This is a genomic window from Bacillus sp. SSR7 (assembly GCF_055902415.1).
This window is the reverse complement of the sequence record NZ_JBVVXV010000009.1, coordinates 160310-182777: the sequence shown is the minus strand read 5'-3', so window position 1 is coordinate 182777 and position 22468 is coordinate 160310. Positions and strand designations below refer to the sequence as shown.

General features: G+C 36.1%; 23 protein-coding genes. 11 read left to right on the top strand and 12 right to left on the bottom strand.

Going from position 1 to position 22468, the window contains the following annotated elements:
- Positions 1-67 precede the first annotated feature (67 nt).
- Positions 68-967, bottom strand: a complete 900-nt coding sequence (locus AC0NJG_RS17370; RefSeq protein ID WP_000245119.1) for a phosphate ABC transporter substrate-binding protein PstS — start codon at positions 965-967, stop codon at positions 68-70.
- A 512-nt stretch (positions 968-1479) separates the two neighbouring features.
- Between AC0NJG_RS17370 and AC0NJG_RS17365 the strand changes: the two genes are divergently transcribed.
- The 3 genes from AC0NJG_RS17365 to AC0NJG_RS17355 are packed head-to-tail and all read left to right on the top strand — an operon-like array spanning position 1480 to position 3834.
- The gene (locus tag AC0NJG_RS17365; protein ID WP_000252983.1) at positions 1480-1737 is read left to right on the top strand and encodes a FeoA family protein; all 258 of its coding nucleotides are present in this window, start codon (positions 1480-1482) and stop codon (positions 1735-1737) included.
- Positions 1734-2456 carry a FeoB small GTPase domain-containing protein gene (locus tag AC0NJG_RS17360; protein WP_071725260.1) on the top strand — a complete coding sequence of 241 codons (723 nt, stop codon included), beginning with the start codon at positions 1734-1736 and terminating at the stop codon, positions 2454-2456. The genes AC0NJG_RS17365 and AC0NJG_RS17360 overlap by 4 nt, the downstream gene beginning before the upstream one ends.
- Positions 2434-3834: a nucleoside recognition domain-containing protein gene (locus AC0NJG_RS17355; protein WP_474063247.1), complete on the top strand. Its 1401-nt coding sequence runs from the start codon at positions 2434-2436 to the stop codon at positions 3832-3834. Before AC0NJG_RS17360 ends, AC0NJG_RS17355 begins: the two co-directional genes overlap by 23 nt.
- A 62-nt stretch (positions 3835-3896) precedes the next feature.
- On the opposite strand, the gene AC0NJG_RS17350 is transcribed toward AC0NJG_RS17355, so the two are convergent.
- The 8 genes from AC0NJG_RS17350 to AC0NJG_RS17315 all read right to left on the bottom strand — a co-directional run bounded on the left by AC0NJG_RS17350 (position 3897) and on the right by AC0NJG_RS17315 (position 11586).
- Positions 3897-4034, bottom strand: a complete 138-nt coding sequence (locus AC0NJG_RS17350; protein ID WP_087953805.1) for a hypothetical protein — start codon at positions 4032-4034, stop codon at positions 3897-3899.
- Positions 4035-4045: 11 nt separating this feature from the next.
- Positions 4046-5212, bottom strand: coding sequence for a Ger(x)C family spore germination protein (locus AC0NJG_RS17345; protein WP_173602103.1), 1167 nt, complete (start codon positions 5210-5212; stop codon positions 4046-4048).
- Entirely contained in the window at positions 5196-6320 is a 1125-nt protein-coding gene (gerLB, locus tag AC0NJG_RS17340; RefSeq protein ID WP_173602102.1) for a spore germination protein GerLB, read from the bottom strand. The genes AC0NJG_RS17345 and gerLB overlap by 17 nt, the downstream gene beginning before the upstream one ends.
- A complete protein-coding gene (gene gerLA, locus AC0NJG_RS17335) occupies positions 6321-7799 on the bottom strand; it encodes a spore germination protein GerLA (protein WP_140168786.1) in 1479 nt (492 codons plus the stop codon).
- A 101-nt stretch (positions 7800-7900) separates the two neighbouring features.
- Complete coding sequence (locus tag AC0NJG_RS17330; protein WP_474063246.1) at positions 7901-9373, bottom strand: sodium:solute symporter family protein; 1473 nt, start codon at positions 9371-9373, stop codon at positions 7901-7903.
- Positions 9370-9567, bottom strand: coding sequence for a DUF3311 domain-containing protein (locus tag AC0NJG_RS17325; RefSeq protein ID WP_087953809.1), 198 nt, complete (start codon positions 9565-9567; stop codon positions 9370-9372). Before AC0NJG_RS17325 ends, AC0NJG_RS17330 begins: the two co-directional genes overlap by 4 nt.
- A gap of 1 nt (position 9568) precedes the next feature.
- Entirely contained in the window at positions 9569-10744 is a 1176-nt protein-coding gene (locus tag AC0NJG_RS17320) for an amidohydrolase (protein WP_087953810.1), read from the bottom strand.
- A gap of 131 nt (positions 10745-10875) precedes the next feature.
- Positions 10876-11586: a C39 family peptidase gene (locus AC0NJG_RS17315; protein ID WP_000734471.1), complete on the bottom strand. Its 711-nt coding sequence runs from the start codon at positions 11584-11586 to the stop codon at positions 10876-10878.
- Positions 11587-11966: 380 nt separating this feature from the next.
- Between AC0NJG_RS17315 and AC0NJG_RS17310 the strand changes: the two genes are divergently transcribed.
- The 8 genes from AC0NJG_RS17310 (at position 11967) to AC0NJG_RS17275 (ending at position 20249) form a co-directional block, all read left to right on the top strand.
- Complete coding sequence (locus AC0NJG_RS17310; protein ID WP_001076070.1) at positions 11967-13382, top strand: amino acid permease; 1416 nt, start codon at positions 11967-11969, stop codon at positions 13380-13382.
- Positions 13383-13664: 282 nt separating this feature from the next.
- The gene (locus tag AC0NJG_RS17305; protein ID WP_001176167.1) at positions 13665-14540 is read left to right on the top strand and encodes a cytochrome aa3 quinol oxidase subunit II; all 876 of its coding nucleotides are present in this window, start codon (positions 13665-13667) and stop codon (positions 14538-14540) included.
- Between the two features lie 33 nt (positions 14541-14573).
- Positions 14574-16508, top strand: coding sequence for a cytochrome aa3 quinol oxidase subunit I (gene qoxB / locus AC0NJG_RS17300; RefSeq protein ID WP_140168787.1), 1935 nt, complete (start codon positions 14574-14576; stop codon positions 16506-16508).
- A 13-nt stretch (positions 16509-16521) separates the two neighbouring features.
- Complete coding sequence (gene qoxC / locus AC0NJG_RS17295) at positions 16522-17124, top strand: cytochrome aa3 quinol oxidase subunit III (RefSeq protein WP_000729318.1); 603 nt, start codon at positions 16522-16524, stop codon at positions 17122-17124.
- Positions 17125-17436 (top strand): cytochrome aa3 quinol oxidase subunit IV, encoded by a 312-nt coding sequence (gene qoxD / locus AC0NJG_RS17290; RefSeq protein WP_000531379.1) that lies wholly within the window; start codon positions 17125-17127, stop codon positions 17434-17436. It begins immediately after the preceding gene.
- A gap of 220 nt (positions 17437-17656) precedes the next feature.
- Positions 17657-19486 carry a monovalent cation:proton antiporter family protein gene (locus AC0NJG_RS17285; protein ID WP_474063245.1) on the top strand — a complete coding sequence of 610 codons (1830 nt, stop codon included), beginning with the start codon at positions 17657-17659 and terminating at the stop codon, positions 19484-19486.
- A gap of 53 nt (positions 19487-19539) precedes the next feature.
- On the top strand, positions 19540-19797 hold the full coding sequence (locus AC0NJG_RS17280) for a DUF4022 family protein (RefSeq protein ID WP_003296716.1): 258 nt from the start codon (positions 19540-19542) through the stop codon (positions 19795-19797).
- A gap of 14 nt (positions 19798-19811) precedes the next feature.
- Positions 19812-20249 carry a GNAT family N-acetyltransferase gene (locus AC0NJG_RS17275; protein ID WP_000633755.1) on the top strand — a complete coding sequence of 146 codons (438 nt, stop codon included), beginning with the start codon at positions 19812-19814 and terminating at the stop codon, positions 20247-20249.
- A gap of 39 nt (positions 20250-20288) precedes the next feature.
- Here the strand turns inward: AC0NJG_RS17275 and AC0NJG_RS17270 are convergent, their stop codons facing one another.
- The 3 genes from AC0NJG_RS17270 to AC0NJG_RS17260 all read right to left on the bottom strand — a co-directional run bounded on the left by AC0NJG_RS17270 (position 20289) and on the right by AC0NJG_RS17260 (position 22351).
- Positions 20289-20717 (bottom strand): hypothetical protein, encoded by a 429-nt coding sequence (locus AC0NJG_RS17270; protein ID WP_087953812.1) that lies wholly within the window; start codon positions 20715-20717, stop codon positions 20289-20291.
- 4 nt (positions 20718-20721) lie between these two features.
- Positions 20722-20922, bottom strand: coding sequence for a helix-turn-helix transcriptional regulator (locus tag AC0NJG_RS17265; RefSeq protein WP_000301179.1), 201 nt, complete (start codon positions 20920-20922; stop codon positions 20722-20724).
- Positions 20923-21058: 136 nt separating this feature from the next.
- Complete coding sequence (locus tag AC0NJG_RS17260; protein ID WP_000487206.1) at positions 21059-22351, bottom strand: NCS2 family permease; 1293 nt, start codon at positions 22349-22351, stop codon at positions 21059-21061.
- Between the last annotated feature and the right edge of the window lie 117 nt (positions 22352-22468).

Sequence of the window (22468 nt, the reverse complement as noted above, 5' to 3'; positions counted from 1 at the left end):
AGGACAGACCCCACTTCATAAATTGAAATGAACAGGACTGGCCTTGCAGCCAGCCCCATAAATTTTATTACTTATTTAATTTAGACATTGGAATATAACCCATATCTTCTACTTGCTTTTCAAAATCTTTACCTTTTACATAGTCAATGTAAGCTTTTGTTGCTTCTTTCGCTTCACCTTTCGTTACCATGTACTCGTAAGACCAGAATGGATATTTACCAGACGCAATGTTTTCAACTTTTGGTTCAGCACCATCAATTTTCACTGTTTGTAGCGCACCTTTTTTCTCGCCAACCATGTAAGACATTGCTAAATAACTTACTGAACCTGGAGTAGAGTTAATCGCTTGCTCCACTGCACCGTTAGAATCTTGTGTAGTACCAGTTCCGTCATTAATTTTCGCATCTTTCATAATTGTTTTTTCAAATGTAGCACGTGTACCAGAAGAAGCCGGACGGTTAATTACGTTGATTTTTTCATCTTTCCCGCCTACCTCTTTCCAGTTCGTTACTTTTCCAGTGAAGATATCTTGTACTTGTTGTACTGTTAAATTATCAACTTTTACATCTTTATTTACGACAAGTGCGAATGCAATACCCGCTACCTTGTTATCTACTAATTCTTTCGCCTTATCAGCATCTTTTATTTTATCTGCAGATGGAACATCTGAGTTACCAATTTGGACCGCACCAGAAGCTACTTGGTTAATTCCAGTTCCACTACCGCCACCTTGCACTTGAATAGAAACGTTTGAATTTTTCTCCATAAATTTCTTTCCAGCTTCCTCTGCAAGAGGTTGAAGTGCTGTAGAGCCTGCAGCTGCTATCGTACCTGACAATTCTTGTTTTGCATTATCGCTTCCTTTAGCATCTTTACCTGATGTCTCTTCTGCTTTTCCACATCCCACTAATGAACCCGCTACCACTAAAGCTGCTAAAGAAAATTTAATACCCTTTTTCATGACCATGTCTTGTACCCCCATTTGGATTATCACTTTTCACATTTGTCTACTTCTTTCGAACACAAATTCATTGTAGGACAATAATATTATGTGAGTGTTAAGCAATTTTTAATTTTAAGTAAATGACGATAATAACCCTTAAAAACTAGGAATCCCAACATTTATAGTTAAAGAACCCAACAAAATCCACACTAATTAAGCTCTAATGTAAATTTACTCTTAACAATGTAAATTCAATGTAAATGTTTTTCGCTCTTTTTCCCTTTGAGTTAAAGTTATATTTACAATTCCGCTGTATTTTGTTACTTTTACACACCTAATTTATGCATATTCCACAGAATTTCAGTAATATTTTTTAGTACAACTAAATAAATTGGAACAATTCTAAAAATAAATGAATATTTTTAAAGTACCAATTGACAGCATCATCCAATGTAGTCTACTATATTACTAACAAAAAGTTTACCTAAGGAAACTTTTTAAACTCAAACTAACAATATAGAGATGAGGTAACTTTTATGGTATCGGCTAATATAAAACCACTTTCCGAATTTAAGACTGGAGAGTTTGTACAAATTGAGAAGATACAATTAGAAGGAACTATGAAACGACGTTTATTAGATTTAGGATTTATACCTGGGGCAACAATTAAAGTATTACAACGCAGTCCACTTGGAGATCCAGTCGCTTATCAAGTAAGCAACACCACTATTGCACTACGTAAGGAAGAAAGCTCCCTTATTTTCGGGATATTAATAGGAGATGATTTCAGATGAGCAAACATCGCATTGCTTTAGCCGGCAACCCGAATACCGGGAAAAGTACATTATTTAATACTTTAACAGGCTTAAAACAACATACTGGAAACTGGACAGGAAAAACTGTTTTAAAAGCTGAAGGGGAATATGAACATAACGGTAGTAAATATACATTAATAGATTTACCTGGAACTTACTCACTATATTCAAATTCTGCAGATGAAGAAGTAGCAAGGGATTATATTATATTTGAACAACCAGAAGTAACTGTAGTTGTTATCGATGCAACTGCTATGGAGCGAAATTTAAATTTAGCGCTCCAAGTAATGGAAATGACGAGCAACGTGGTCATTTGTATTAACTTAATTGATGAAGCTGAGAAAAAGGGCATCGTTATTGATGAAAAGAAATTAGCAAAATCACTCGGTGTACCTGTAGTTAAAATTTCCGCTCGTAACCGAGTAGGGATCGGTCATTTACTAAATGTTATTGCCAAAGTAGCAAATAAAAAACTAATTCCAACACCAATTAAAATTTCTTACAGTGAAAAAATCGAGAATATGATTCAGGAATTAGAACCACAAATTTATAAAGTGTTCGGTGATACGTATCCAGCACGCTGGATTGCGTTACGTATATTAGATGGAGATAAAAATTTCTTAACTACACTTCAAAAACACCATAATGAACCACTTGTAAGGGAGGTCGTAATGAATGGAATCTCACTCAGCCAGTAAAGCTCTTCCATTAGACTATATTATTCAACATGCACAAGCACTATCAAAAGAAGATATACGAGATGATATTGTCGGAGATATTTACCGAACATCTGCAAGCATATGTAAAGAATCTGTTCAATATACAAATACGGATAAATTGTATCGTTCTGAAAAACTAGATAAAATTTTCACATCCCCAATCTGGGGATTCCCAATTATGCTTGGTATTTTATCTATCATTTTTTATCTTACAATTGCAGGGGCGAACGTACCATCCGATATGATTGCTGAGTTCTTCGGATGGGCCGAAAGATATTTAACATCTTGGTTTCAAGCAGCACATGCACCTGAATGGCTACATGGCATTTTAATACTTGGTTTATTCCGTGGTATCGGTGCTGTTATTAGCGTTATGTTACCACCTATGGCCATCTTTTTCCCTATGTTTGCACTATTAGAAAACTACGGATACTTACCACGAGTTGCGTTTAATATGGACCGCTTATTCAAACGCTCTGGTGCACATGGTAAACAATCTTTAACAATGGCAATGGGCTTTGGTTGTAATGCAGCAGCCATTATGTCAACACGTATTATTGAATCACCACGTGAACGTATGCTTGCAATCTTAACAAACAACTTTGTTCCTTGTAACGGTCGCTGGCCTATGTTAATTTTAATGGCTTCATTATTTATGGCTGCTGGTTATACAGGTAGTATGCAAACATTGGTTACTGCCGGCGTTGTAGTTGGAATGGTTGTAATTGGTATCGTTATGACATTAACCGTTTCTTGGGTACTATCAAAAACAGCTTTAAAAGGCGTTCCAACCCACTACACACTTGAGTTACCGCCATACCGTAAACCAAAAGTTTGGAATACAATTGTGCGTGCAACACTCGATAAATCCATCTATGTTTTAAAACGAGCTGTTGTTGTAGCTGCCCCTGCGGCTGCATTAACTTGGTTACTTGCTAATATTTTCATCGGTGACACAAGTCTACTTATGTATTTTGTAAACTTCCTAGATCCATTCGCTAAAATGTTAGGACTTGACGGCTTCATCCTAGCTGCGTTCATTCTTGGACTACCAGCGAATGAAATTGTTATCCCGATTTTATTAATGTCTTACTTATCAACCGGAGCTTTAACTGAAATAGATGATTTTAATCAAATTAAAAATCTATTCTTAGAAAATGGTTGGACTTGGTTAACAGCGTTAAACACAATGTTGTTCTCACTTCTTCATTTCCCATGTGGAACAACACTGGTTAACATATATAAAGAAACAAAAAGTGCAAAATGGACATTCTTATCGTTTGCAATCCCTACCGTTATCGCCATTGTTGTGACATTCCTCTCTACACAATTGGTACATTGGTTAGGGCTTGTATAAAAACAGAGCATACATAGAAGGTATCCCCCTTCACATATGCTTTGTATAAAAGAAACCTGAAATCATTCAGGTTTCTTTTTTTGCACATCAGTATTCCAAGGCTGCGCCCCATACGTTGTGATTTTTTTATGAATGTAGTATATGGTTCCCGGAAGAACTGCCATTAATATTGTGCAACTAATCCCTAATCCAGTAAACACCTTCCATCACCTTACTTTACTCTTTTTGGTAAAGCTGAACCCGAATGTTCAATTGTTGGATGAATATGAACAGTAACCTCAGCATCACTAAAGTAATTTTCACCTTGATCCCAATTCTCACTTATTTTTTTCCACTCTTTATAATTATGCCGCTTATATACTTCCCCTAACTCTAATACATCTACCTTATATTTTTTTTGAACAAGCTTGATCGATTTTCGGATGCGCTTCTCCATTTCCTCCGAAATATCCTTCTTTAAACGTTTTTCATTCAAGACCTTTTTATGATCACTAAAGTGTAACTCAGCTATTGTACCTTCCAAATATAAGTGAATATTAAACTTTGGTTTTGTAATATTCTTTGTAGATACTTTAATTTTCCGACGCAACTTATGAATTTCATATGTAATAAGTTGATTCTTTTTGCGGATGGTAAAAAAACCTCCAATTTTTTTACCTATTATATAATTCATCCCTAATGTTTCTTCTCCATTCAAACTACCTACACACTTATTATCCTTCCCACGGAACAACGCTGCCCCGTTCATTTGTACACCTTGCTTTGTTAATTCAAGAATAGGTAATACGAAACTCCGGTTCGCAATCATCTTTTCCTGAACCTCACCAATTCTTGCAGCCTCAACCATTTGGGCATTTTTTGGAGGATGTTCAGCTAACATATCAATATACTGCGCTGGTAAATTTTCAGGCTTAGCGCTCTGTTTCAAAATAGCTTCTGCATCTTTGTCAGAAACGAACAAACGAATATTTCGTCTCATCTCATGATCACGAATATATACATCTAACGTATTTTGTAAAACATATGGATTCCCTAATAAATCTTTAGAAAAAATTATCACTTGTATATGCGGAAAGAATAATGAGCGACTAATTTTTTTGGCGATAATTCGGATTTGCTCAAAGACACTATCTGCTTTCGCACTCACATTAATATAATTTTCGCTATCTCCACCACCTTGTCCCCCTTGTTGCGCTAACTTACTAGGAAGTACCATCTGATACGTCCCTTTCATAATCGGATTCGATTTCTTTTTTTTCACAATATCGTAAGCTGCGCCTACTACAAATCCTCTTTCTTCTATTTCTTCTAGCTCAGAGCACCCACTGATAGATCCAACTAAAACCATAAGCATTATAATTTTAAGAAGGTGTTTCATTTCTACCATTCCTTCTTTTTATTTTATATACAATAAAAACTAACAAAGGTGCTAACACGACAAACCCCATATCTATCCAAGCTAAATACGTCCCATAACTTGACAAAGCATTTAAACTACTAGGCATCATATTCACCATAAAAATAATCGGGGCACTTACAAAAATGAAAATATGTTTCTTCACTTTAGGGAACATAGCACAGAATAATAAAGATGCCACGTCATAATACATGGCCGTAGTGTTATAAATAGTAATAATCCATGTTGTAAAAAAGATTGCATCAAATCTTTCTAAAAACCCTCCACCAATTTCAATTTCTTTCCCTAATTCAATTGTTGGGTACGTCAATCCACGAGTTGTCATATACGTAAAAACACTAATACAAGTTACATAAATTAAAATGTAAGACATCACATTTACCATTACCGCTTTCGCAACTGCCATTGGTGCTTTTTTTGCCGTCTTATCATTCAGCAACACCGCATAAAAGAGAGCTACTTCAAACCCAATAAACGTAAAAATAGAATTCTTAACTCCAACAGTATATTGACTCACTTTCGTTTGAAAAGCTGGTAGTAAATTATTTATTTCCATTAAATTTATATTCAATAAAGAAAGAAGCACGATCGCAATTAAAACAATCGGTAAAAATAGAACATTCAACCTCAATAAGGCCGCTCTTGATCCTGCTATTCCATAAATAACAACTAATAAGAAGAAGAAAGACAATAGTTGTATTGGTGTATCACTAAACAAATACGTTTGAGAAATAATTGAAATCATTCGCGATTCATATGCTGTCAAAGCAGCAAACGTTAATACTAAAATACTACTAATTGTGTATGCAACAGGTTTTGTCAAATGCGCACTCGTATATTGAACAAAGTTTTGTTTCGGGAATAAAATAGCCACCCTCGTTACAAACCAACCTAAAACTGCACATATCAATCCACCCAGAAGCAAAATAATCCAACCGTCTGAGAATAAAGTTTGATTAGCAATATCCCTTGGCATAGACAATGCACCTATACCAATAATGGTTGACGATACTGCAAACCCCAGTTCCCGAGATCCAATTTCTTCATCGCCATACTCAAATGGTTTCAATTATTTTCGCTCCTTTGGACGTATTGTAGAATCTTTCGTTTGTAAATACTCTGGTCTATCTTTCAACATTGATTTTGGCAAACGAATAAGCTCTTCTTTCCAATCTTTATAGAATGCGGGAGCAATTGGAGTTGTATACGGCACACCAACACTTGTTAAATTTGTAATATGAACAGCAAGCGCGATAAGAGCTAGAATGATTCCATACAACCCAAAAGCCGTTGCTGCTAATACAAAGACGAAAAGTAAAATTCGGAACGTAATTGTAATGCTATATACAGGAAGTGAAAACGTAGCAATCGCAGTAACTGCAATAATAATAACTAAAAACGGATTTACAATCCCTGCATTTACCGCAGCTTCTCCTATTACAAGACCTCCTACAATCCCTATCGTTTGTCCCATCGGTTTTGGCAACCTAATTCCCGCTTCTCTTATTAACTCCATCGTTAATGCCATCATTAATGTTTCAATATATGCAGGAAACGGAACACCTTCTCTTGCCCCAGCAATCGAATAAGCCAATTTAGATGGAATAAGTCCTTGGTGATATGAGACGAGCGCTACATACATCGCCGGCATTAAAACTGCAACTATGCCAGAACCCATCCGCAATATTCTTAATAAAGTCCCTATTACCCAACGCTCATAGTGATCTTCCACAGATTGAAAAATATCAACAAATACTAGCGGAGCTATAAGGGCAAACGGTGATCCATCCACTAAAATAGCTGCCTTTCCTTTCGCCAATGAGGCCACAATATTATCAGGCCTTTCCGTATTCAAAAACTGCGGAAACGGCGACAAATTATTATCTTGAATTAATTGCTCAATTGTACCCGTCTCAAAAACAACATCTGTCACTATGGATTGAAGACGCCGATCTAGCTCTTTTACAATGTAAGGATTAATAATGTCTTCTATATATACTAAAGTCACTTCTTTTTGGGATCTCTTCCCCATAATATAAGATTGAAATCTCAGCTTTGGGTCACGTAAACTACGGCGAATTAACATTTTATTCACGTTAATGTCTTCATTTAATCCAATCCTCGGTCCACGTATTAAATCTTCTGTTACTGGCGGTTCTAAACTTCTTTTTTCCCAAGCCCTACTATTAATCACTATAGCAGTTTGAATATTATCAATTAATATAACTGTATCTCCTGCTAAAATCGCATTTATAATATCCGGAAATGTTGTCTTCTTACCAACTTCTGCAATAGAAATAAAGCGATCTAATAATGTTTGAACAACAGCTTCGTCTTTTTTTATTTCTTCATGTTGAAGTGTACGAACTACATATTTATAAACATTATCCTTATCTGTTAACCCACATAAAAAGACAACAGCACAGCGTGTAAAACTACCAGCAAGGGCAACTTCCCTAATTGTTAAATCATTCGGCGAACCTAACTCATCCCTAATTTCTTTCATAACTTCAAATAAGTTACCTTTTAACTCTAACAATTCCCCCACCTAACTTCCTTTTCAACAAGTTTTTAGTTAGATTCCGCTAATAGAAGAAAATATATACAAAAAAGAGCTATCTCTTTTCAAAGATAGCTCTAGCATATGAATTACTTTTCTACTATTGTATTGTCCGCTTTTATAGACACATTTTTCGTGAACCCGCTAACGATAAACATCACAATCATATTCATTAACAATGCGACTATACCTACATTTAAATCTTTTATATATTGAGGGAAACCCGGAAACATCGTAGCTATAGTTGAACCAGATAAAGTAATATACGCAACCACTAACACTCCAATCCCCATCCCTGCAATTGCTCCTTGCTTCGTAATAACCTGACGTGGAAACAAACTACATACAAGTGCAGGGAAAAGTTGTGTCACTATACTATATCCCATTAAAAGAAGTGCTCCTATCGTTTCTCCACCTTTAAAAGTAAACAAAACAGCTACAAGCGTTACTACAGGAACAAATAATTTCGCTGCTTTTGCCACTTGTCGATCCGAAGCAGATGGGACCATTGTTCGGTAAATATTTTTCGCTAATAATGTAGAAGCGGCCATGACAAGCATAGAACCCGGAACTAATGCCGTTAAAACTCCAGCACTACCAATAACCCCAATAAACCAAGGATCAAAAGTTTGAAGAGCCAGACGGAATAACGAAAGGTCTACATCCCCTCCCTTTAATCCAGGAACTTGCAAAATAGCTGCGAACCCTGCAAAGAACACGAAAAGTAAAACTAAAGAGTACAGTGGCATAATGGCCGCATTTTTACGAAATACTTTTTCATTTTTTGCAGAGAAAGCAGAAGCGAATGTATGGGGCCACATATAGAAACCGAGAGCTGTTAAGACAATAGTAGAAACAAACCAAGAAATGCTCATTCCTTCATCAGGTAAAGATAAAAATCCTGGCTTTGCTGCTTCTACAACTTCAAACATCGGCTGAAATCCTCCGTAATAATGATACGGTAAATATATACCTAAAAACATAACGATAAATAGGATCATAATATCCTTCAAAGCGGCCGTCCAAGCAGAGCCATGTATACCTGAAACCATTACATATATCGTTATAACAATTGCGCCCATCCACACTGCGATAACTGGTGATACCCTTCCGTAAGACGCTTCCGAAACGATAATTCCTAATCCTTTTAACTGTAAAACAAGGTATGGGATAATCGAAATAACTCCAATAATAGAAACGATAAGGCCAAGTGCCTGACTCTTATATTTCTTCACAAAAAAATCTGGCTGTGAAACTAGATTATGCTCTTTTGCATATTTCCAAACTGGTGGTAATAAAAAATAAGATAAAATATAAGCTAATGCACCATAACCTAAAATATAAAAAGTAGGCGCTCCTTTACTATACGCCCATCCACTTCCACCTAAAAATGTGAATGTCGTATAAATTTCACCTGCCATAAGAAGAAAAACAAAAATAGTACCAAAACCTCTTCCCCCAACTGACCATTGCTCTAAATTCATATCTTTTCCATGTTGTGCCCGAATTCCTAAAAATAATGCGAGAAACAAAAATAAAATAATGATAAGTAATGCGGTCATTTTATATCCCCCTTATTAGCAGGATCAAATACGTACACAATCCCCATACAAAGAGATGTAATAAGCACTGATAATAATATCCAAAATAATAAAAACGGCATCCCTAATATGTAAGGAGTAACTGAATTAGCAAATACAGGTCCAATAACTAAACAAAAAACTGGAATAAGCGCTAATACGTGTATGTTCTTCATCTCATTCTCCTTTACTTATGAAATTCATAATTGATGATACAAAGACTTGTACGCCAATCGGTAATGCATCTTCATCAATCGTAAAACGAGGGTGATGGTGAGGATATATAATTCCTTTCTCTTTATTTCCTGCTCCGATAAAAAAGAATGTTCCTGGTGCTTTTTGTAAAAATGCTGAAAAATCTTCTCCAGCCATCGTCGGCTGTAAACGAGTAACTCGTTCCCTTCCATAAAGCTGTAATGCTGTTTGCTCAATAATCTCTGTAACTTCATAATCATTTACTACTGGACGATATCCATATTCATAAGAAAACGTATATTTCGCTCCGTAAGCTTCCGTCACATGCTTTACAATCTGTTCAATCCTTTTCTCTGTTTCTTCTCGCAACTCATGTCTTAAACTCCGCACTGTCCCTTCAATCTCCGCTTGTTCTGGAATCACATTATGGGTTGTCCCAGCGTGAAATTGCGTAACAGATACTACAAGAGAATCTAACGGATTCGTGAGGCGAGATACAATTTGCTGAAGTTGCGAAACCACTTGTGTACCGATTGCAATACTATCAACAGTTTCATGAGGGATTCCAGCATGTCCACCTTTTCCTTCTATTATAATTTTAAAAACATCTGGGGCAGCCATTGCAGGACCATAAATTACACCTACTTTTCCAACCTCTAACGATGCCCAAAGGTGAGCACCAATAATATAATCGACCCCTTCCATTACACCTGCTGCAACCATTTCCTCTGCACCGCCAGGAAAGTTTTCTTCAGCATGTTGGAATAGAAAACGAATCTCCCCTTTAATCTTCTCTTTTGCTTCTACTAACTTATGTACAACTCCAAGTAATATCGCTATATGTCCATCATGGCCACATGCATGCATTACACCCGGATATGTAGAAATAAAGTCAAACTCATTTTCTTCATGAATAGGAAGAGCATCCATGTCAGCTCGAACCGCAACTATTTTACCAGGCTGCTTTCCAATCAACCTTGCCATTACACTATATTTAGTAGGTCTTGATACTTCTAAACATGGGATTTCCCGAAGTATATCGAACACAAACTGCGATGTTTTCTCTTCTTGAAAAGATAACTCTGGATACTTATGAAAATGCCTTCTCCACTCAACCAACTGATCCTTTGACAAAACAAGTTCTTTTGCAACATCCATTTCTCTTCTCCCCTTCTTCACCAAGTTAAATGTTATTATAACGTGAATTGTTAACTTTTAAAAGAATCTTCCGAATTTTCTATTAAATTTACTTAAAAATAAAAAGCCATCAAAAGATGGCTTTTTCATTATTATAAAATAGTAATTGCTTGTTTCCCCATTTGCTCCCACGCTTTCTCAAACTCTGCTCGTGGAACAGCGAAACGTGGATTATTTTTTAGTGGATCATTTACATATACAAAGTTTTGATCGTATCCAACTACTACTACACTATGCTCAAAATATGTAATTTTCACTTCACCAGAACTTGTATTCCATGTTTCAAAACTACTTTCAGCTAGCGGCTGAAACGTTGTATTAATAATAACCCATACTGGAGAACCAGAACTAATTACCTTATATAGATCTTTCACGTCTCTATCTGTTAAATTAATTACTTTTTCAGAAACATATTTTTCTGCTAAATTAAAGATTGGTTTATTGTATACACCATATCCTGGTTCAGCTTTCGTATAAATATTTCCAACAAATCCCTCATAAGGATTTCCGCGCAAGCCATTTTGTTCAAATGGAACTCGATGAATTTCACTAGCAAGTTGCATCTTATCTACTTGCACACCTTTATATTGGAGCAACATAGCTAAGCTTGTTACTTCACATCCACGAGGTAATTCTGGTAACTGCTTTATAAACGGAACATTTTCAATCATAGCTGCTTCTTTCATTTCAGATAGAAAATCTAAGCGTAGCACTTGTGCCTTTTGTATAATCTTATCTTTCCCTATAAAAAACGCAGCAGCAAATATAATTCCAAAAACAAAAAGATATTTTAACTTTTTCATTTTAAACAAAACTCCATTAATTATTATTTTACAGACATACCTCCTACCATTGTACCTTTCTTCTTACTAGTTTGCTAGAAAGATTCTGTGAATTATTGTTCACAACTACATCGTTATAAAATTCTAATTATTTTTAATAAAAAGAAAAAACAATATACTTTTTAGGAACATTTTGCTAAAATCAAAATTATTAACATAGTGAAGATATCACCTTGTTAATAAAAACATTCTTAGAGTATTTAGTCATAGTTCGTTTTTTTACATACTCCATTCATTTCATATTAAATAAACCGAGTATGTGTCATATCCCCCACTAATGATTAAAAACTCAGAATGAAAACCAGTTAACACATATAAAAAAATAACGGGGTGAGGGGCATATGAATCAACAAGTAGAACAAACAGATTTAAAACGTACAATGAAAAGTAGACACCTATTTATGATTGCACTTGGTGGTGTTATCGGAACTGGCCTATTTATGGGATCTGGTCAAATCGTCCATAACGCCGGCCCTGGTGGTGCTATTCTTGCATTTTTAGTCGGTGGATTTGTTATGTATTTAACGATGTTATGTCTTGGTGAATTATCTGTTGCTATGCCAGAAGCAGGTTCATTCCAAAGCTATGCAAGCAAATTTATTTCACCTGGTTTTGGTTTTGTTGTCGGTTGGATGTATTGGTTAAATTGGGCTGTTACAGTTGGAGTAGAGTTAACAACTGTAAGTATTTTAATGAAACGCTGGTTTCCAGATGTTTCTTCGTGGATTTGGTGTGTTACATTTGCAGCAGCACTCTTTCTTGTAAACGCTCTATCAGCAAAAGCATATGCAGAAGCAGAATTTTGGTTCGCTAGTGTAAAAGTCGCAACCATCGTCATTTTCATCGTACTCGGTGGTGCAGTTATGTTCGGTCTACTAGACTTTAACGGAAAACCAGCTCCAATGCTTCACAATTTCACTGAAAATGGCGGATTATTTCCGAATGGTGCATTGGCTGTTCTTCTTACGATGATTACAGTGAATTATTCTTTCCAAGGAACAGAATTAATAGGAATCGCTTCAGGAGAAAGTGAGAATCCTGAAAAAACAATTCCAAAAGCAATCAAAAATACCATTTGGCGAACGCTATTCTTCTTCGTCCTAGCCATATCAGTTGTTGTAGGTTTACTCCCGTGGCAAGAGGCTAATCTAGTCGAAAGTCCATTTGTACTTGTATTTGATGTAGCTGGTATTCCATATGCAGCAGACATTATGAACTTTGTTATTATTACAGCTGTATTATCCGTAGCCAATTCTGGTCTATACGCAAATTCACGTATGCTTTGGGCGATGGCAAAACAAGGAATGGCAAGTCCAGCATTTACGAAGTTAACGAAAAAAGGTGTACCACTAAACGCATTGATTTTCAGTCTAATCTTTGCAAGTCTATCCCTATTAACAAGTATATTTGCAGCAGATACTGTCTTTTTGGTTTTAACATCTATCGCAGCGATGGCTGCCGTTGTCGTTTGGATGTCAATTGCGGCTTCACAGTTTTTCTTCCGTAGAAACTTCGTGAAAAACGGTGGTGACATCAATGATTTAAAATATCGCACACCACTTTATCCGCTCGTTCCAATTGTAGCATTCTCACTCAATTTCATTACATTTGTAAGTTTAGCTTTCATTCCAGATCAGAGAATCGCTCTTTATTGCGGTATTCCATTTATGGTTATTTGTTACATTTTATATCAAGTGAAATATAAAAAAATTGTCACATTTGAACAACAAATAAGTCTAAAAAAAGAAGTAAACTAAATATACAAAATATTCAGCTATCTTTCTTATCATAAGATAGCTTTTTTCTATTTCTTGGGTATCCTGGTATAACTTTATTTATCTTAAAATTTTCACAATCGCATTTTCCTCTGGAAAATAGTTTACAATGTAATCAAGTTACAAATGATATTCACCTTAAAAAGTGTGCATTTGTGTCTATTTTTTAACAATATCTCAAAAACTATTGCCTTCTATAAATTAATAGGTTTATATTGTTTTATTGGCATAGTTTCAATCCAAGGAGAAAGGAGATTTTCAATCGTGCAACTAAAGAAAGCGTTTTGGAAGTTGGCTTCGCTTCTTCCGTTATCATTACTTCTGTTCCTCGGTGGCTGTGATAAAAAACTCGCAGTATTAAATCCGCAAGGACCTGTTGCAAAAGCACAGTATGATTTAATTGTTTGGTCATTCTTGCTTATGTCATTAATTATCGCAATTGTATTCATCTTGTTTACAGTCATCTTGATTCGTTATCGTGAAAAACCAGAGAATATGGACTATGAGCCACCTGAACAACACGGTAACACATTATTAGAAATCATTTGGACGCTTGTTCCTGTTATTATCGTTATCGCATTATCGATTCCAACAGTAAAAGCAACTTATGCTTCGGAAGAGGTTCCGAAAGAGTCCAAACATATTAAACCAGTGGAGATTTATGTTACATCTGCAAACTGGAAATGGTTATTCAGTTACCCAGAGGAAAAAATTGAAACCGTTAACTATTTAAACATCCCAGCTGGTGTACCAATTCAATTCAAACTGACTTCTGTCGGCCCAATGAATGCTTTCTGGGTACCAGAACTTGGTGGTATGAAGTACACAATGGATGGCATGATTATGGACCTTTATTTACAAGCTGATAAGCCAGGTTCTTACCTAGGTCGTAGCGCGAACTTCTCTGGTGAAGGATTTACTCACATGGAGTTCGAAGTTGAAGCAAAAACTAAAGAGAAATATGACAAGTGGGTTAAAGAAGTACAACAAACTGCTCCTAAACTAACAGAAGATAAGTACAACGAAATTGTTAAACCTGGTGTAGTTGGTCGTATGACATTCTCTAGCCATCACTTAAGTTATGTAGATCCAAAATCACTTGAATATTGTGATTACAACTACTACAAAAACAAAAAATAATAGCTATAATTCCAACAGATTGGAGTGAACACAGTGAAGCTTGATGAATTCTTTGTCACAGGTGACCCGATTATTTACGGTGCAGACGCTTCTATCGTTCTTGTGACATTAGCAATCATTTTCGTACTAACAAAGTATAAAAAATGGAAATGGCTTTGGGACGAATGGTTAACAACTGTTGACCATAAAAAAATTGGGGCCATGTATATTATCTCTGCGGTTATTATGTTATTCCGTGGTGGTATGGACGGTTTAATGATCCGTGCACAGTTAACATTCCCAGAAACAACTTATTTAAACGCTGAACACTATAACGGAATCTTCACAACACACGGTACAGTTATGATTCTTTTCATGGCGATGCCATTCGTTATGGGATTAATGAACCTTGTAGTACCATTACAAATTGGTGCTCGTGACGTTGCATATCCGTTCTTAAATGCTTTAAGTTTCTGGTTATTCTTTGTCGGAGCAATGTTATTCAACATCGCTTTCGTAATTGGTGGTTCTCCAGACGCTGGGTGGACTTCTTACTTCCCAATGGCAGGTACAGAGTTTACTTCTGGTGTAGGAAATAACTACTACGCAATTGCATTACAGATTTCAGGTCTCGGTACGTTAATGACAGGTATTAACTTCCTTGTTACTATCTTAAAAATGCGTACACCTGGTATGACTTTAATGAGAATGCCAATGTTTACTTGGTCAATCTTAATTACAACGATTATCATTATTTTCGCTTTCCCAGTATTAACAGTTGCTCTTGCATTAATGACATTTGACCGTCTATTCGATGCTCACTTCTTTACGATGGCGAGCGGCGGTATGCCAATGTTATGGGCCAACCTATTCTGGGTATGGGGTCACCCTGAAGTATATATCGTTATTTTACCGGCATTCGGTATTTTCTCTGAAATCATTAGTACATTCTCACGTAAGCGTCTATTCGGTTACAGTGCGATGGTATACTCAATGGTTGCAATTTCTTTACTAAGTTTCGTCGTATGGCTTCACCACTTCTTCACGATGGGTGCAGGTCCAGCGGTTAACTCATTCTTCTCGATTTCGACAATGGCGATTTCGATTCCAACCGGGGTTAAAATCTTTAACTGGTTGTTTACACTGTATAAAGGACGTATTCGTTTTACAGTTCCAATGCTTTGGTCATTGGCATTTATTCCAAACTTCGTAGTCGGTGGGGTTACAGGGGTTATGCTTGGTATGGCAGCAGCTGATTATCAGTACCATAACAGCTACTTCCTAATCGCTCACTTCCACTACGTATTAATCGCAGGTACAGTATTCGCTATGCTTGCTGGATTCACATTCTGGTATCCAAAAATGACTGGTCATATGTTAAATGAACGCCTAGGTAAATGGACATTCTGGATCTTTATGAGCGGATTCAACATCTGTTTCTTCCCAATGTACTTCTTAGGTTTAGACGGTATGACTCGTCGTATGTACACTTACTCTGAAAGCCTTGGATGGGGATGGTTAAACCAAATCGCATCTGTCGGTGCAGTAATGATGGGTATTGGTTTCGTACTTCTTTGTTACAACGTAATTTGGAGTGCTCGTCACGGTGAACGTGACACAACTGGAGATCCATGGGATGGCCGTACACTTGAATGGGCAACTCAATCTCCTGTACAACATTACAACTTCGCGCAACTTCCTGAAATCAAAGAAGCTGATGCTTTCTGGTACATGAAAAAACGCGGAGAAACAATTACACCAGCAGCAGAAGATATTAAACCAATTCACATGCCAAGTAACTCTGGTGTGCCTATTATTGCGTCTTTATTCTTCGGTCTTGCAGGTTTCGCATTAGTATTTAGCTGGTTCTGGCTTGCAGCAATCGGCGGCGTTGGTATTTTAGCTTGCTTAATCTATCGTTCATTCGATTATGATGAAGGTTACTATATCAGTGTTGATGAAATTAAAAAATCAGAACATGTAGCATGAGAGGTGAAATGATATGGCGGCTTTAGATAAAAGCTTACCTTTGGAATATCAATCCGAACAAAGCAGATTGAATATCCTAGGATTCTGGATTTTTCTTGGGGCTGAAATTATGCTGTTCGCAACACTTTTCGCCTCTTATCTAGTACTTGCTGGTCGTACGGCAGATGGCCCAACACCAGCACAACTGTTTGAACTTAAAACGCTTTTAATTCAAACATTACTACTTTTAACAAGTAGTTTCACATGTGGTATCGTGATTCACGAAATGCGTAAGCACAACCAAAAAGCAATGCTTGGATGGTTCGTCCTTACATTACTTTTAGGTGCAGGCTTCCTATTCTTCGAGATTGAAGAGTTCATTATGTATATTGGTGAAGGCGCAACAATTCAAACAAGTGCTTTCCTATCTGGATTCTTCGTTCTTCTTGGAACACACGGAGCTCACGTAACAGGCGGTATCATTTGGGCAACTTGTGTTATTATCCAAATTTTAAAACGAGGTTTAACACCAGTTACAGCTCGTAAAGTATTCATTATCAGCTTATACTGGCATTTCCTTGATCTAGTTTGGGTCTTTATTTACACACTAGTTTACTTGAACGGGATGGTGGCGTAAATGGGTCAAAATAACAATCAAGCAAACGGGCATGCGCATAGCGGATTCCCTTGGTCACACGTTTTCGGATTTATTTTATCGCTTGCACTAACGTTTCTAGCTCTATACGTGGCACTTTACACAAACCTGCCACTATCAACGATCTTAACTACCATTATCATAATGGCTGTTGCGCAAGCGTTGTTACAATTAATTATGTTCATGCATTTAAAAGAAGGAGAAGGAAGAGTTCAAATTCTTACTATGATTTACAGTTTCTTCGTTGCAACTGCAACAGTTGGTTTAACTGTATGGATCTTCTTCTCAATGTAATGTACATGAAAAAGACTGCTGAGATTCCTCAGCAGTCTTTTTTTATTCCCTCCCCTATTACATCCACATTACGGAATTAACAACAGAATCATGAAAAATATACTTATTATGACAAATGTTAAGAAAACTCTTTCTTTATGAAATCGAATCCATATGCGTTGCTTTTCTACCTATTATATGGCTAAATAGGTACTATATTTATTTGAAGGGAGAGAACGCAATGGAACATCACACTTCTGTTCTATCACTTATGGTTGTCGTTGCAATCGCGTTTTTCGTTCCCCTTTTGTTACAACGCTTTAAATTAAAAGCACTTCCTGTCGTTGTTGCAGAAATCATCGCAGGAATCTTTGTAGGTAAAAGTGGGTTTAATATTATTGAGCCAGATATGTGGCTACAAGTCTTATCGACACTAGGATTTATCTTTCTTATGTTTTTAAGCGGTTTAGAAATTGATTTTTCTATCTTTAAACAAAAAGGGAAAAAGAACACGACAAACGAACCAAACACATTCCAAGCAGCAAGTATTATCTTCTTATTTATTTTCATCTTATCTTATGCCCTATCACTACTATTCGTATGGCTAGGATTTGTAGATAATGCAATGTTTATGACTTTAATCATTTCAACAATCTCTTTAGGTGTTGTCGTACCAACATTAAAAGAGAATAACTTAGGAAAAACAGCAATTGGGCAAATCATTTTATTAGTCGCTGTTATTGCAGATTTAGTTACAATGATTTTACTCGCTGTATTCGTTGGATTAAATTCCGAAAGCGGCCAAAGCATGTGGCTCCTTCTTCTTCTATTCGGTGCTGGTATTGTTATTTACTTCGTTGCAAAACGTTTTAAAAACATTCCATACTTGGATAGCTTAAAAGCTGGAAGTGTACAAATTGATACACGAGCTGTTTTTGCACTCATCTTAATATTAGTTGGGTTATCTGAATCCGTTGGAGCTGAAAATATTTTAGGTGCCTTCTTAGCAGGTGTACTCGTATCATTATTATCACCAAATGAAGATATGGTCGAAAAACTGGATTCTATCGGATACGGTTTCTTCATCCCTATTTTCTTCGTAATGGTTGGTGTAAATTTAGAGGTTTGGTCTATTTTTAAAGAGCCTTCTAGCATGCTAATGATTCCAATTCTAATTGTAGGACTCTTTATTTCAAAGCTGTTACCATCACTCGTTTTACGAAAATGGTATCCACGTAATATCGTACTGGGGAGTGCCATCTTATTAACATCGACACTTTCTTTAGTTATTGCAGCTGCACAAATTGGTGAAAAGCTAGGGATCATCAGTCCAAGTTTATCTGCTTCCCTTATTTTAAGCGCAGTTATTACTTGTATTTTTGCACCTATATTATTTAAAAAGATGTTCCCAAAAGTAGAAACGCCAAAACCAAAAGTTTCTATTATTGGTGCGAGCAGAATTACCCTTCCGTTATCACTTGATTTAAAGCGAGAAGATTATGACGTAACACTATATATGATGCGTCAAAACAAAATAAATGATCAGGAAGCGAAATCACATGACTTCCCTATCGTGAAATTAGATGACATCACAATTGCATCGTTAACTGAACAAACAGCCTTTCATGCAGACCGAGTTGTTGTTGCAACAAGTGATGATGAGCAAAATTTATTATTAGCAGAACACGCAAAAGAACTAGGTGTTGAACATGTTATTGCAAGTGTAGAAGATCCACTTCTACAAGAAAAAGCAACGCAAGAACATATCGCTGTCTTCTCAACAATTAACTCTACACGTATTCTATTACGTGCGCTAATTGATAAACCGAGTCTCGTTCGCTTAATTACAACAGCAAACGAAACAGTCCGTGAAGTTGAACTACGGAGCAATACATATAACGGTGTTGCACTTCGTCGCCTTCCATTTTTAGGTGATGTACTAGTCATTCAAATTTATCGTGGGAATAAAGCATTAATCCCACATGGTGATACAAGACTACAACACGGTGATACATTACTTGTAACAGGCTCAAAAGAACATATCGATACATTAAAAAGCATATTAGAATAGAAAAATGCCTCTCATATAATTGAGGGGCATTTTTTTCCATTTCATATGGTAAAATGTTACTATCACATATTATGAGGATGGATTACATTATGTCTATTATAACTTTAGCTCTCTTATTATTAGCCGAAATACTCGTGGCCATTATTCTCATCGGTGTTAGCATTGAAATTTGTAGTTACGGATGGAAAAAGTCGAATGGAATAAAGTACTCTTGCCTCTTACTTTCACTCCTTCTCGGAACCGCTAGCATACTCGGACTTTTCGCCGCACCTGCCTATTTCTTTATACAATTAACAGAAAAAGCGTTATAAGAAAGGGTGTTAATATGATTACCGTGAAAAATATTGATGGATCTGAAACTTACGTATTACGCCAAAAAATTTTGCGCCCGAGTCAAACATTAGCAGATTGTAAATACCCCTCCGACTATGAAACAGACAGCTTTCACTTAGGGGCATTTATAAATGATAAACTAATTAGTATCGCTTCCTTCTCAAAAGAAATATATCCTGACTTACCTACAGGTATTCATTATCGTCTACGAGGAATGGCCACATTACCAGAATTTCGAAACAACCACGCTGGAAGCTCCTTAATTCAGAAAGCAGAACAAATCTTACAAGAGCGTCAAGCAAATATGTTATGGTGTAATGGACGAATTACTGTAGCTGACTATTACAAGCGCTTAGGCTTCCAAGAACATGGTGAAATCTTTGAAATTGAACCAATTGGCCTTCATAAAGTACTGTATAAAAGAATATAAGAAAAGCTTTCCGCAATACGGGAAAGCTTTTCTTATATTTCAATCTTCACTTTTTATTTTTTTCATATATATGTATATAAACAGACTAGGAACTAAAAAACAAGCAAACATAATAAGTCCTGTCATACTAATTTCCTTTATTGAAATATCTGGTGTGACAACGATACAAATAGCTAAAATCCCAATAACAATACCTACAGGAATTAATAATAGTTTCATGAAATAGCTACGTGATACTCCCCCTGTATGCTCATACACTTCCACTGAATTTTTCAAGTTTAAAAAGTTAATAATTATGATCCCGCCCATAAACACTATTAATAAATCCGAAACACTTTCATATCCTGCATCTTGCAAAACGTAGCGATAAAAAACAATACCTAGTATAAAAATATTTTGTAAGATGAAAACTAGCCTAATATGTTTTAGCCCCTCAATCATTAAACGTTCATCTTTCACGATTCTCACCCCCTCACTCCTCGTCCTCCCAAAATAAATCATTCAATGTTTTGTCTACTGCATAACAAATTTTCAAACATAAATCTAAAGACGGGTTATATTTCCCCTTCTCAATTAAACTAATCGTTTGCCTTGTAACGCCTACTTTTTCTGCTAATTGTTGCTGTGTTAAATCTAACTGAACACGCGCGACTTTTATTTTACTTACAGCCATTCATGTTCCTCCTCTACCCTCATTGTAACATATATGTTCCATTAGGTAATTTATATTTTACGTAACTAATTTCATTTTCACTTTATTATACACAAAAAAGGAGCCTCTCATAAGAAGCTCCTCTCCTATTTCTATATTATAAGAATAAGTGACATCCAAATAAAATTGTAAATAAGTATAGTAACGGATGTACTTCCATCCCTTTTCCTTTCACAATTTTTAAGACTGGATACACTAAAAATCCAATTGCAATTCCATTCGCAATACTAGACGTTAACGGAATACCGACGAAAATTAAAAATGCTGGTAATGCATCTTCAAATTCATTCCAATTAATATCACGAATACTCTGTGCCATTAAACTACCTACAATAATTAATGAAGGAGCTGTAATAGCGGCTACGCTTGATAAAGAAGCAATAACAGGGCTGAAAAATGCTGTTATAATCGTTAGGCCAACTACTACAATACCTGTTAATCCTGTTTTACCACCTGCAGCAATACCAGCTGACGATTCAATCGTCGCTGCTGTTGGACTTGTCCCAAAGATAGAGCCTGTAGTCCCACCAATTGCATCCGCAATAAACGCTTTACCAAAACGCTTCTCTGTATTATCTGTAATTAAACCTGCTTGTTTAATTAAACCGAGTAATGCACCTGTTGTATCAAATAACAGTACAAGTAAAAATGAAAATACAACGCCATATAATCCGTATTCAATTACATCTGAAAAAGCGTTGATTGGATTTGAAACGATAATCCCCTCTGGTAAATGAGGCATCGCAACAATTTTATCCGTAAACTTCAGCTGCCCTGTAAAGAAGGCGATAATTCCTGTCACAATCATACTAATAAATAATGCACCGCTCACACGCAATGCCATTAATACCGCCGCTAATATTAAACCAATTAAAGTTAAAATAACGGCTGGAGAATGAAAATCACCAATCGTAACTAAATTAGATGGATGATCAACGATAATTCCAGAAAGGCGTAATCCAATAAAAGCAATAAATAGTCCAATTCCACCTGCAATTGCATGTTTTAAACTATCTGGAATTGCGACAATTAGCTTTTGCCTAAATGAAGTGAAAGATAATAAAAGAAAAATGATACCCGTTACAAATACTGCTGAAAACGCAATGACATATGTAATCCCCTCTGCCTGTTGAACAACAGAATAAGCAAAATACGCATTCATTCCCATAGCTGGAGCAATAACAATTGGATAGTTAGCTAAAAACGCCATACATAGCGTCCCTACAACCGTCGCAATAATAGTTGCTGTAAAAGCTTGATCAAATGGTACACCTGCATCAGATAATATTTTCGGATTGATGACAAGAATATACGCAAATGTAAAAAAAGTTGTGATGCCAGCTAAAAGCTCTTGCTTCACAGAAGTGTTATATTTTTGTAATTGAAACATGTTTATGTACCCTTCCTACATCTGAATTATTATCACACATTCTTTTTCTTACTAGTATGTGAGAAAATATAATACTTAATCTTAACAATCAATAAAAAGAAGAGTCAATATATTCAC